General features: G+C 73.3%; 9 protein-coding genes and 2 tRNA genes. 7 read left to right on the top strand and 4 right to left on the bottom strand.

What is annotated here, in order from left to right; translation table 11 throughout:
- Together SCWH03_RS23920 and SCWH03_RS23915 are read left to right on the top strand one after the other, a co-directional pair.
- Nucleotides 1–1,122, top strand: a 1,122-nt coding sequence (locus SCWH03_RS23920) for an NsdA family TPR-like regulatory protein (protein WP_503827453.1), incomplete at its 5' end; no start/stop codon positions are given.
- A gap of 79 nt (nucleotides 1,123–1,201) precedes the next feature.
- Entirely contained in the window at nucleotides 1,202–1,528 is a 327-nt protein-coding gene (locus SCWH03_RS23915; RefSeq protein ID WP_308788883.1) for a tyrosine-type recombinase/integrase, read from the top strand.
- A gap of 58 nt (nucleotides 1,529–1,586) precedes the next feature.
- On the opposite strand, the gene SCWH03_RS23910 is transcribed toward SCWH03_RS23915, so the two are convergent.
- Nucleotides 1,587–1,659 (bottom strand) — tRNA-Arg (locus tag SCWH03_RS23910).
- A gap of 782 nt (nucleotides 1,660–2,441) precedes the next feature.
- Here SCWH03_RS23910 and SCWH03_RS23905 point away from each other — a divergent pair.
- The 3 genes from SCWH03_RS23905 to SCWH03_RS23895 all read left to right on the top strand — a co-directional run bounded on the left by SCWH03_RS23905 (nucleotide 2,442) and on the right by SCWH03_RS23895 (nucleotide 3,580).
- Complete coding sequence (locus tag SCWH03_RS23905) at nucleotides 2,442–2,675, top strand: hypothetical protein (protein WP_173266366.1); 234 nt, start codon at nucleotides 2,442–2,444, stop codon at nucleotides 2,673–2,675.
- A 63-nt stretch (nucleotides 2,676–2,738) separates the two neighbouring features.
- Entirely contained in the window at nucleotides 2,739–3,011 is a 273-nt protein-coding gene (locus tag SCWH03_RS23900; RefSeq protein ID WP_216854791.1) for a class I SAM-dependent methyltransferase, read from the top strand.
- A 302-nt stretch (nucleotides 3,012–3,313) separates the two neighbouring features.
- On the top strand, nucleotides 3,314–3,580 hold the full coding sequence (locus SCWH03_RS23895; protein WP_254076976.1) for a tyrosine-type recombinase/integrase: 267 nt from the start codon (nucleotides 3,314–3,316) through the stop codon (nucleotides 3,578–3,580).
- A gap of 63 nt (nucleotides 3,581–3,643) precedes the next feature.
- On the opposite strand, the gene SCWH03_RS23890 is transcribed toward SCWH03_RS23895, so the two are convergent.
- Nucleotides 3,644–3,734, bottom strand: a tRNA-Ser gene (locus SCWH03_RS23890).
- Between the two features lie 233 nt (nucleotides 3,735–3,967).
- On the opposite strand from SCWH03_RS23890, the gene SCWH03_RS23885 reads away from it, so the two are divergent.
- Nucleotides 3,968–4,483, top strand: a complete 516-nt coding sequence (locus tag SCWH03_RS23885; protein ID WP_173266365.1) for an SSI family serine proteinase inhibitor — start codon at nucleotides 3,968–3,970, stop codon at nucleotides 4,481–4,483.
- A 657-nt stretch (nucleotides 4,484–5,140) separates the two neighbouring features.
- Nucleotides 5,141–9,544: a PAS domain-containing protein gene (locus SCWH03_RS23880; protein ID WP_173266364.1), complete on the top strand. Its 4,404-nt coding sequence runs from the start codon at nucleotides 5,141–5,143 to the stop codon at nucleotides 9,542–9,544.
- A 72-nt stretch (nucleotides 9,545–9,616) separates the two neighbouring features.
- Here the strand turns inward: SCWH03_RS23880 and SCWH03_RS23875 are convergent, their stop codons facing one another.
- Nucleotides 9,617–11,269 carry a long-chain fatty acid--CoA ligase gene (locus SCWH03_RS23875; RefSeq protein WP_173266363.1) on the bottom strand — a complete coding sequence of 551 codons (1,653 nt, stop codon included), beginning with the start codon at nucleotides 11,267–11,269 and terminating at the stop codon, nucleotides 9,617–9,619.
- Between the two features lie 90 nt (nucleotides 11,270–11,359).
- Nucleotides 11,360–11,905, bottom strand: coding sequence for a SigE family RNA polymerase sigma factor (locus tag SCWH03_RS23870; RefSeq protein ID WP_173266362.1), 546 nt, complete (start codon nucleotides 11,903–11,905; stop codon nucleotides 11,360–11,362).
- Nucleotides 11,906–12,121 lie beyond the last annotated feature (216 nt).

Below are 12,121 nucleotides of genomic sequence, written 5' to 3'. Positions count from 1 at the left end.
ATGCCTGACGGACGAGACCGTGGAGAGCCCGGTACTCGGAAACGGGTACGCCGGGTTCGGAGAGCGGTCCGGGGAAACGGGCAGGCAGCAATGCCTGAACCGCGCCCCGGGCCGACTCAACTGGACCCATCGCGCCGCAGTGTCCTTCGGGCCGTCCTGTTCTCCGTCGCCCTCACGATTCCCGGGTGGCCGGATGTCATCGGCCGTGCCGAAGCGGTCCAGTCCGGCCGCGCCCGCCGGATCGGCATGAACGAAGTGGACATGGTCGTCGCCATGACCGAGCACGTCTCGGAACTGGACGACCAATTCGGCGGTCGCCACGCACGCCCCATGGCGGCCTCGTTCATGGTGAACACCGTGGCGTCCTACCTGCGCGCCGACGCCCCCGACGACGTGCGGAAAGCGATGTTGTCCGCGGCTTCGGACCTGCTGTACCTGACCGGCTACATGGCCGTGGACGAGGGGCTGCACGGCCTCGCGCAGCGGTACTACGTCAAGGCGCTGGAACTGGCGGGCGCCGCCGAAGACCACCTGACCTACTGCACGACTCTGCGCGGCATGAGCGTCCAGGCGATCGACCTTCGCCACGGGGGAAAGGCCATGGAGCTGGCAGACGCAGCAGCAGCGGCCTCCCCGAAGGCCGGGCCTCGCATGCTGGCCTTCCTCGCCGGCCAGCAAGCACACGCCGCCGCGCAGACCGGCGACCGGACGCAGGCACTGCGGTACATCCGGGAGGCCGAGACCGCCATGGACCGTGCCGAATCGCGCGGCAAGGCGTTCGGCTCGTACGACCCCGCGTCGCTCAACTACCACATCAGCCAGGTTCGTTACGAACTCGGCGACGTCTCCGGCGCCATCGAGGCCATGCAGCAGTCCGACAAGGTGCGCTACAGCGTCTACCGCCGCGCCCGCGTCCGACACCGCGCCATGCTGGCCGAACGGCAACTGGAGGTCGGCCACCTGGAAGCGGCCTGCGACACCTGGCACCAGGCGCTCGACGACTACCCCATGGTCCAGTCCGGCCGAGCCGACGACCGGGTCAGAACCATGTTCGGTCTCCTCCGGCCGCACCTGAAAAACGCCACTGCGCGGGACCTCTACGACCGCGCACGAACTGTCTGATGTTCCTGCTGGAAGTTGTCCACAGGAATGCAGCCGAGCGGGGCCGCTGGAAAGGTGCGGGAATGCGCGTTCTGAGGGGGTGGGGTGTCCGCTTTCGCTGATTGCGTGCGGCTCGCGCATCCTGTGCCGGGACGCGAAGGTGCGGCGGGTCCGAGTGCACGACCTCCGGCACACCTGCGCGTCGCTGCTGCCCGCTCAGGGCGTGGACGCACGCACGATCATGGAAACGCTCGGGCACAGCACCATCACTATGACCCTCGACACCTACGCGCACGTCATGCAGACGACGCTTCGGGCCGCAGCGGATCGGATGGACGACGCACTCGGAGCAGGCGAGCCGGACGGGGTTGACCACGGCGACACCAAGCCGGATGCCGCTGCCCGAGTCCCCCGGCGGGGACGTTGATGTCACCCGCTGATGTCAGAGGCCCCCCGGGATGATCCCGGGGGGCCTCTCAGCTGTGTGCACTCGGCAGGATTCGAACCTGCAACCTTCTGATCCGTAGTCAGATGCTCTATCCGTTAAGCTACGAGTGCTTGTGAACCAGGCTCCTCGGCCCGGTCGGCGTTGCGGGAACAACATTACATGACCTGTGGCGCCAGGCGAAATCCATTGACCAAACCCCCTTTGACCTGCACAAATGCCCGGACGGCCGTAGGGGCGCCCCCCCCCACTGGGGCCATGGTCGGCCGACGCCCCCGACACAGGGGAGTGGCCCGGGGCGCCCGCCGCGGACAGCCGGGGCGGGGGTCAAGGGATCGCCCGGGCGGGCTCAGCGGCGGCTCGGGGCAGGGGGAGCCGCGGGGCGTGCGCCGGAAACGACCGAAGCCCCGGCGGTCGGGCCAGCTGTTCGGCAAGTCCGTGGTGCTTCTCCTGCGGTACGCCGGCGACCACCAGAGGAGGCGAGCGCAGTGGGCGAACTGACGCACCACGCCCGCACCGCGACCGGTCCGCTCGGGCACCGCGGAGTGCGCACGACCGTAGAGTGGGCGCCCCTGCGAGCGGCCCGCGCGCGTGCTGCCGCCCTCATGGCGGAGCACAGGGCACACAAGACGGAGATCGTCCGCAACCCGCACCGACCTCCACGCGCGCGGGTGGGTGCACGCCGACCTCCAGCCCGAGCACGCGATCCACACGAAGGACGGCGGAAGGCTGATCGACCTGTCGTGGGCCTGGCGGCCAGGGTTCGAGCCGAGCGGCATGTTCCGCGGCGGCATCCCGCATCTCCTCGCCCCCGAGCCGGCCGCAGCGGTGGTCGGTCGCCGGCGTCCGCCCGGTCGCGCCGAGCCCGGCCGCCGAGGTGTACACGCTCGCGGGTGTGCTGTGGACCTGCATCACCGGGCGCTGGCCGCTCGACTACGAGCGGGCGTGCCTCCTGCCGCGCGAGCTCGGCGCTGCGGGAGTCCGCGAAGCGATCGCTACGGGCGGGATCCCCCTGGACGCGGACCGTCCTTGGCCGGAGCTGCAGCAGCTCCTCGAGGGCGCGCTACTGGCCCCGGCCGGAGAGCGGCCAACGGCGGCTGAACTCGCCGGACAGATCTCCGATGTCTGAGGTCGCTTCGTCCTGCACCAGCAAGTGAACGCCCCGTCTTCGACACGAGGGAGAACGATCGAGTTGAAGGCTTACGCGGCGAACGAGGAGAGCTGGGTCCGCTACGGGCAGATGCAGTTGGACCGCGGCTCCATGCCGCCGGTCCCCGACGTGATCAGGCGGGGGTTCTCGGACGGCGTGGGACCGGGTGCCGAAGTGCTCGGCCCAGTCCGCGGAAGGAGAGTCCTGGCCGTCGGATCGGGCCCCGGCCACCAGGCCGTCCACCTGGCCCGCAGGTACGGCGCCCTGGTGGACGCCGTCGAGCCGACGCAGGAGGTATGCACCGGTCTGGGATGAGGTCGACAGCAGGCCGTCATCCATGAGCGCCCTCCTTGATCCGTTTCGTCGGTGTTCATCGATGTGGACCGGCCCGCTCCAGAGGAGGAGTGAACTGGTGGCGATCGAGGGCGCCGGGACCCCTCAGCTCTTGGCCGTGGGGCCACGTCTACTTGCCACGAGGACGGCAAGCGCTCAAGCCCGCGTACCTCTCCAGCCGGTTCGGGATCCTGATCGAGCGGTACGGCAACATCAGGAAGAGGGTCGGCGAGGGCTGACCGGTCGCGCGGATCGCCCGGAAGCACCGGACGACGGAGGCCGCCGTGGACGTCGCGCTGCGGATGGTGCTCCCGCCCGTCCGCTTCCACGACCTGAGGCACGGCGCGGCGACGATGCCGATCGCCGCCGGGGTCGACGACAGGTTCGCGAGCGAGGTCCTCGGGCACGCCTCCGTGGCGTTCACGAAGGACGTGTACGCGGACATAGCCGAGGAGAGGGCGGCGGACGCCACGCGCCGGATCGCGGCGTTCATCCCGCGTGCCATCAGGCCCGCGGTTGCCGGTGCCATCAGCATGCCGTCCGGCGGCTGAGAATGGCTCTGAGAACGACTCGGGGAGCCCGGCCGGAATCAGCCGGACTCCCTGGTCAAGGGGCGGAGGCGGAGGGATTTGAACCCTCGATGGGGGGTAAACCCCAAACCGCATTAGCAGTGCGGCGCCATAGACCGGACTAGGCGACGCCTCCAGCCCACTCGCGCGGTCGCGAGTGGTGCGTGCAGATGATGACACAGCCGGGTGGGGTGTCACCAATCGCTCCCCACGGTACTAGGCACGCGGGCTCCCGGGCAAAGACCCGCACACGCCCCGATCGGCGCAGTCGGGATTGCGCAACGCCGCGGCAGCCGGAGCGTTGGAGATGCCGGAGCGCCGACCCCGGAGCGGGGCTCCGCCCCCAGACCTTCGCCACCAGGAGTACGCATGCTGCGTCGTCTCGTCCTCACCGCCGCCGCGACGGCGACGGCCTCCCTCGCCGCGCTGGCAGCCGCCGCGCCGACCGCGGACGCCGCCCCGCGCGCCCCGCTGCCGCTGCCGCTGCTCGAGGCCGGCCCGCGGGAACAGGCCGGGTCCGCGCCCGGCGACCGGCTCACCGTGACCACCGCGGAGACCGGGAACCCCCGCGCCGACGGCACATACGAGCTGACGTGCGGCGCCGGGAACGGTACGGCGGGTGGCTCGCACCCCGAGGCACGGGCCGCCTGCGAGCGGCTCGCCGAGTTCGCGACGGAGCGGCAGGACCCGTTCCGCCCGGTCGACGGGGACGCCATGTGCACGATGCAGCACGGCGGCCCGGCCACCGCGCGGATCACCGGGACCTGGCACGGCCAGCGCGTCGACGCCGCGTTCGACCGCACGAACGGCTGCGAGATCCGCCGCTGGGAGGCCCTGGAGCCGCTCCTCCCGACCACCCGCCACGGCGACGCCCGCACAGGCTGAACGGAACGCAGGGACCGCACGGAACGCAGGGACCGCACGGAACGCAGGGGACGCAGCGACCGCGGGGGACCGCGGGGCGGGCGCTGCCCGGACATGACGCCCCGGTACAACACCCCGATGGGGGACGGCGCCCCGGCCGGCTCGTCCCCTCATCCCCCACCCACCCGGCGTCCGCCCGCCCCGGCCGTTCCCGGCGCCCCGGACGGTCCGGCCACCCCGGCCGCCCCCGCCGTTCCCCGGCCGTCCGCTCCCGAACGTCATCCGGCGCTTCCGGGCGGGCGCCGCCGGTCTCGTGCCGGGGCGGTCGTCCGCTCGGCGCCACCGCGGAGGCCCCCTGCGGACAGCCCGTCCAGCGCCCGCGCGTAACCCGTCCCGGGGTTTCGGCCCCGGCCCCAGCCGACGCGTGCCCGAGCCCCGAGGCGGGGCCCGGCGCCCCGGACGGTCCGGCCGCGCCCAGGTCAGCGGACCCGGCGGTCGGCACCGCACGACCGTGTGAACACAGGACCCCGGTGGGAGCTCCCCCTCATCCACCGCCGCTGCCGTATCTCCAGCCCTTAGACTCCCTCCTGTGACACGCTGCGGTCGCGAGGTCAGCAGGCCCCGGCCGTCCGCCACAAGATGCCGTAGGTCGCTGTAAGTCAGAGAGGAAGCGTCGTCGTGAGCAGCAGGCCATCCCGAGGCGCTGCTCGCCTCGCCGCCATACTCGACGCGCTCCCGGACGGGCTCGTCCTCGTCAACTGCAACGGCACGGTGGTCAACGCCAACACCATCGCCCTCGAGATGTTCGAGGCCCCCGGCACCGCGCTCGTCGGGCGCGGGCTCCTCGACCTGCTGCCGGCCTTCGACTCCAAGCTCATCCCGGGCTCGATGCGGCGCCCCGACTCCGTCGGCAAGCGCGGCCGCACCAAGCCGACCCGGATGGTCGCCCGCCGCACCGACGGAGGCGAGTTCCCCGCTGAGGTGACCAGCGCCGGCCTGGAGGACGGCCGTGCGGCGTACGCCTCGCCCGCCGGGACCGGCGGAGGCGGCGGCTACACCGGCGACGAACTGCTGATGCTGGTCGTGCGCGATCTGTCCGGCACCATCGACACCGAGGCCGAACTCGCCCGCTCCCAGCGGCAGACCGAGATGATCCTGCGGGCCGCCGCCGAGGGCGTGGTGGGCACCGACACCGACGGCCGCGTCGTCCTCGTCAACCCGGCGGCCGCCCAGATCCTCGGCTTCCGCGCCAGCGACCTCGGCGGCGAGGAACTGCACCCGCTGATCCTGCACTCGCGCCCGGACGGCGAACCGTTCCCGTACGACGAGTCCCCGCTCGCCGACACGCTCAAGTCCGGGCGCAAGCACCGGGTTCGCGGCCAGGTGCTGTGGGCCAAGAACGGCAAGCGGGTACCGGTCGATCTGACCACCGCGCCGGTCCGGGACGGGGAGCAGCTGGTCGGGGCGGTCATGACGTTCACCGACCGGCGGCCCTACGAGGAGCAGGCGGAGCGGCACGCCGCCGAAATCGCCGCGCGGGACGAGAAGTACGCGGCCGACATGGCCGAGCGGGACGAGCGGCACGCGGCGGAGCTGGCGGAGCTGACCGAGAGGCACCTCGCGGAGATCGCCGACAGGGCCGAGCAGTACACCACCGAGATCGAGACCCGCGAGGAGCGGGAGGCCTCGCTGACCGCCCGGCACGCCCAGCTGGCCGCGGTACTCGGGGACGCGCTTCGCGGCCCCCTGGAGGAGCTGCGCCGCGAACTCGGGAAGCTGGCCGCCGATCCGGCCGGACAGCTGTGGCCGGAGGCCAACCAGATCCTCCACCATCTGGCCGCGGGTTACGCCCGGATGACGACCCTGGTCGACAACGTCCTCGGCTACCAGATGCTGGACTCCGGCGCGGAGGGGCTGCACAAGGGCGTCGTGCTGCTCGACGCGGTCGTGGCCGCGGGTGTCGAGGGCGCGGTCGAGCTGATCGGTCCCGGACGGGCCCAGTTCGCAGTCCACGCCCCGCCGATCGAAGCCGAGGTCGACGGCGCTCGGCTGGCGACCGCGTTGGCGCATCTCGTCGCCGATGTCGCGGGGATCGACTCGACGGGCAAGGCCAGGACGGTACCCGTGACCGGGTACGTCGACTCGACCATCGTGGTTGCCGCGGCGCAGCGGGGCGATGTCGTACGGATCGAGGTGCGCGGCCCCTACTCCGGCGGCGACCCGGTGCACGCGCCCATCGTCCGGGGCATCGTGACGGCGCACGGCGGTGTGCTGCAGACGCACGAGGTGCCGGGCACCAGCGGCAGCGCCTACGTCCTGGAAGTGCCACTCGGCGGCGGAGCAGGAGCGCCGGCGCCCACGGGGGCGCCGGCGGTAGCGGAACCAGGGGCGGCACCGGAGCAGCAGGCGTCCGTCACCCTCCCGGCCCAGACCACGTCCGGCGGCGGGCGGCGGCGGGCGCGGCGCGCCTCGACGGACGCCTTCCTGGAGAGCCCGGTGGGCCCGGGTGACCTGCCGGTGGGCCCGGGTGACCTGCCGGTGGGCCCGGGTGACCTGCCGGTGGGCCCAGGCGGCACCCCCGGGGCCCCGGGTGACCCGGCCATGGGGCCGGGAGGCATCCCGGCGGCCCCCGGACTGCCAGGGCTGCCCAAGGCAGCGGGTAGGGGCACGGACACGAGCGGTGGGGCGGGCGGATCTGAAGGCACCGCAACCGGCGGCGAATCGTCCCCGGCGGCGACCGGCGGTACGGGTCGCCGACGCGGCCGGCCGAGCCCCGTCGAGTCCGGACTGGCCGCGCTCCCGGCCGTGCAGGACGGCTTGGTGGTCACCGCGGCGGAGGCCGGCGCCGGCCGCCCGGCGCTGGGTGACACGGTCCCGCCCCAGGGTGTGGGACCGGAGGCCGCGCCCCGGGAGGGCACCGGGCGGCGGGCCCGGCGCGCCCGGGCGGCTCTTCCCGCGCTGCCCTCGGCGGGCTCGGCCCCGGACGCCTCCCCGGCCATCGGACCGGCTGCCGGCGGGAGCGGCGGCGACGGCCAGGGCGGCCGTCGGGCCGGTGGCCGGAGCGGCGGTCAGGCCGGCGGTCAGGACCTCCCCGCGCTGGAGCCCGCCGCCGCGGCAGCGGCTTCGAGCACGGGCGGCGGCACAGGCAGCACAGGCGACAGCACGGGTGGCAGCACCGGAGCGCCGCAGGACGGCCGCCGAGCGCGCCGGGTGCTCGCGACCGGCACCGACCGCCAGGTCCCGGCGCAGGAGCCACGGGGCCCCTTCGCTCTGCCCCCCGCCGAGGCGGACCGCACCCCGCCATCGGGCGCTTCCGACACGGGCCGCCACGACCTGGTACGTCCAGAGCCCGAATCCGACCACACCCCGCCGCGACCACACCCCGTGCCCGCAGGGCGCCGGCGCGCCCGGCCGGTCGAGGGCGGAACACCAGAGCAGGACATCCCGGCCCAGGACATCCCGGCCCAGGACATCCCGGCGCAGGACATCCCGGCGCAGGTCGGCCAGGTCCCGCCGCCGAACGGCTCCGCGATGCCCGCCGCACCTGGTCCGGTTCCACCCGCCGTGCCGGACCGGGCGTCACCCGCCATGCCCGGCCCTCTGCCGGCCACCCCCCTCGGTCCGGTACCACCCGCCGCAACCGGTCCCGTGCCACCGCACACCGGTACCCCGCCCCCGCCGGACAGCCCCGCGACGCCCACCGCACCCGTGCCACCGCGCACCGGTACGGATCCCGTGGCGAACACCGCACCCCCCGGTGACACCGGTTCCGTGCCGCTGCCTCCGGCGGCGCCGGTCCCGGCCGAGCCGCCCACGCCGAGCCGCCGAGCCGCCCAGCCCCTCCCCGCCGAGGCACCGGCTCCCGCTCCCGCGGCCGGGGGGAGCACGCAGGGGCGGGGGACGGCCGCGCCGATGCCCGCAGCGGAGCCGGTCGACCCCGACGCCTCGCATGGCAGGGCGTTCAGCGTGCGCACCCTCGGCCAGGGCGTGTCGCTCGCGCAGCGGCACGCCCGGCAGCAGGACCCACAGGCGGTGCCCACCGCTCCCACCGCGCCCACCGCGCCCCCGCAGCCGTCCTCCTCGGGCGGTCAGACCCTCGGCTCCGGTCGTCGCCGCAAGCTGGCCACCCGGCAGGAGGACGAGCCCCAGGTGTCGGAGGCAGGGGCTCGACCGCACCCGGCCTCCCACCCGGCGCCCGCCCCCGGCCCGTCCCAGCGGCTCGGCGCCCCGACCGAGGGCCGGGCGTACGCGATCGGTGCGCCGGACGAGGGCGCGGAGGGGCCGGAGCCGCTGGACGGCCCCGGAGGCGCGATCGAGGTCGCCAACCGGCCGACGCCGCTGCCGCGGGACGACGAACTCCCTCCCGAGCCCCTGGACAACCCTCGCCGGCTGCTGGTCTGGCCGGCGCCGGACGTCGCCACCCAGAAGGCGCTGATCGAGCGCGGGTACCGTCCGGTGATCGTGCACTCCCGTGAGGAAGTCGACGCGCAGATCGCCGCGTTCCCGGCCGCTCTGTTCGTCGACCCGCTGACCGGGCCGATCACCCGTACTGCGCTGCAGGCGCTCCGCCAGGCCGCGGTGGCGGCCGGGGTCCCCGTGCTGCTGGCGGCCGGGCTGGGCCAGGCGACGCGCGAGGCCGCATACGGGGCGGACCCCGCCGTGCTGCTGAAGGCCCTGGCGCCGCGCGACAGCGAGCAGCACCCGTCCCGGGTACTGCTGATCGAGCAGCACGAAGACATCGCGGCCGCGCTGACGGCCACACTGGAGCGGCGCGGAATGCAGGTCGCGCGGGCGGCCGCCGACGCGGACGCGGTGGCGCTCGCCCAGCAGACGCGCCCGAACCTGGTGGTCATGGACCTGATGCAGGTGCGCCGCCACCGCGCCGGGATCATCGACTGGCTGCGCGCGAACGGGCAGTTGAACCGCACTCCGCTCGTCGTCTACACCTCGGCCGGACTCGATCAGGCGGAGCTGCCGAGACTCTCCTCGGGCGAGACCGTCCTCTTCCTGGCGGAGCGTTCCACGAACGCCGAGGTCCAGGGCCGGATCGTGGACCTGCTCGCGAAGATCGGCACCAACTGACCCGGTCCAGCCGCGCAGGGGGTCGGCGGCCCGGTGCACCGCGCGCACCGGGCCGTACCCGAACCGGGCGTGCTACCGCACCTCGGTGACCTGCAGCTCGCCGTCCGCGTACTGGCGCCGAATCACCTTCTTGTCGAACTTGCCCACGCTGGTCTTCGGCACGGACGGGACGACGGCCCACCGTTCCGGCAGCTGCCACCGGGCAATCCGCCCGGCGAGGAACTCCTTCAGCGCCGCGTAGTCGGCGGTCGCGCCCTCCGTCAGGACCACCGTCGCCAGCGGGCGCTCGCCCCACTTCTCGTCCGGTACGGCCACGACGGCGGCCTCGGCCACCTCCGGGTGCGCCATCAGCGCGTTCTCCAACTCGACGGACGAGATCCACTCGCCACCGGACTTGATGACGTCCTTGGCACGGTCGGTCAGCGTGAGGAAGCCGTCCGGGCCGATCACGCCGACGTCACCGGTCTTCAGCCAGCCGTCCTCGCTGAACTTGTCGGCGGGCCGCTGCGGCTCTCCGGAGGCGCCGCCGTAGTAGGCGCCCGCGATCCAGGGACCGCGTACCTCGAGCTCGCCGGCGGACTCGCCGTCCCACGGCAGGAACTCCCCGTCCGGTCCGCGCAGCCGCGCCTCGACACCCGCCGGGAAGCGGCCCTGGGTCAGCCGGTAGCCGAACTCCGCGTCCGTGCCGACGGCGTGGGCCGGCGGCCGGGCGACGGTGCCAAGCGGCGAGGTCTCGGTCATGCCCCAGGCGTGGCAGACCCGCATGCCCAGCGAGTCGAACGCCTCCATCAGCGACGGCGGACAGGCCGCGCCGCCGATGGTGACCTGGGTGAGGGAACTCACATCGCGCGGCTTGGCGGTGAGGTCGGCGAGCAGTCCCTGCCAGATGGTGGGCACGGCCGCCGCGTGGGTCGGACGCTCGGTCTCGATCATCTCGGCGAGCGGGCCCGGCTGCAGAAAGCGGTCGGGCATCAGCATGTTCACGCCGGTCATCAGGACCGCGTGCGGCAGCCCCCAGGCGTTGACATGGAACTGGGGCACGACGACCAGGCTGGTGTCGGCGTCCGTCAACCCCATCGACTCGGCCATGTTGACCTGCATGGAGTGCAGATAGATCGAGCGGTGGGAGTACACCACGCCCTTGGGTTCGCCGGTGGTGCCGGAGGTGTAGCACATGGCGGCGGCCGAGCGCTCGTCCAGCTCCGGCCAGTCGTAGGCGGTCGGCTTCCCGGCGAGCAGTTCCTCGTAGTCGTGCACCCGGGCCGCGGCGCCGTCCAGCACCGAGCGGTCCCCCGGACCCGAGACCACGACGTGCTCGACCGTCGGCAGATGCGGCAGCAGGGGGGCGAGCAGGGGCAGCAGCGAACCGTTGACGATCACGACCCGGTCGGCGGCGTGGTTGACGATGAACACCAGCTGCTCGACGGGCAGCCGCAGGTTGAGCGTGTGCAGGACCGCGCCCATACAGGGGATCGCGTAGTAGGCCTCGACGTGCTCGGCGTTGTTCCACATGAGGGTCGCAACGCGCTCGTCACCGGTGACGCCCAGATCGCCGTGCAGGGCGTGGGCCAGCTGGGCGGCGCGTTCGCCGATCTCCCGGTAACTGCGGCGATGCGGCTCGCTCTCGCCCGTCCACGTGGTGACGTGCGAACTTCCGTGGATCGTCGTCCCGTGGTTCAGAATGCGGGTGACGGTCAGTGGTACGTCCTGCATGGTGCTCAGCACGGCGTCCTCCCGGTGGGCGCACAGCTCTCAAAGGTGTGAAGATTCTCAACACATACCGACCGGTATGTCACTACCCCCGGGTAAGAAAACTCAGCGAACCCGTGCCAGCTCGGGATCCTCGCGGAGTTTCCGCAGTGCTCGGGACACCGCGCTCTTGACCGTGCCCACGGACACGCCCAGCACCTCCGCAGTCTGCACCTCGCTCAGGTCCTCGTAGTACCTGAGGACCACCATCGCGCGCTGCCGGTCCGGGAGCCGCGTCACGGCGCGCCACATCACGTCGTGCAGGACCTGCTGCTCGGCAGGGTCGGCGGGCGCCGCTACGGCGGGTTCCGGAAGCTCCCCGCAGGAGAACTCGTCGACCTTGCGCTTGCGCCACTGCGACGTACGGGTGTTGAGCAGCGCCCGGCGGACGTAGCCGTCCAGGGCGCGGTGGTCCTCGATCCGCTCCCAGGCGACGAAGGTCCTCGCGAGGGCGGTCTGCAGCAGGTCCTCGGCGTCGTACGGGTTGGCCGTGAGGGAGCGGGCGGTCCGCAGCAGCACGGGCCCCCGCGCCCGTACATACGACGAGAACGACGCGTAGGAGGTCGGCAGCACGGCGGCGCTGGAGGCGGTCGTGCAGACTGACGTGGTCATGGCTCCACGCTAGGAGCGGGAGCCTCCCACCGGATCGGCCCCAGGTCCCGAACCCCGATCCGCCTCAGGTTGTAGGGGTGAGTCGGTCCCCACCTCCTCTGGGTGGAGGATTCCCCGGCTCCGCCTCAGGGACCGGTGCGTCTGGTGGGTGCTGTGCGTCCGGGGCGTCCGGGGCGTCCGGTCCATCCAGAACGTCCGGCGCGTGTGACCCGTCGG

Origin of the sequence: Streptomyces pacificus (assembly GCF_011766325.1) — a bacterium.
GTDB classification, from domain to species: domain Bacteria; phylum Actinomycetota; class Actinomycetes; order Streptomycetales; family Streptomycetaceae; genus Streptomyces; species Streptomyces pacificus.
Note: the sequence above shows the minus strand (reverse complement) of the source record. Positions and strands in the feature narration are given on the sequence as shown.

Excerpts from the sequence above, each read along its gene's own strand:
- SCWH03_RS23885 (WP_173266365.1), top strand. The coding sequence starts at position 3,968 with ATGCTGCGTCGTCTCGTCCTCACCGCCGCCGCGACGGCGACGGCCTCC.
- SCWH03_RS23870 (WP_173266362.1), bottom strand. The coding sequence starts at position 11,905 with ATGACCACGTCAGTCTGCACGACCGCCTCCAGCGCCGCCGTGCTGCCG.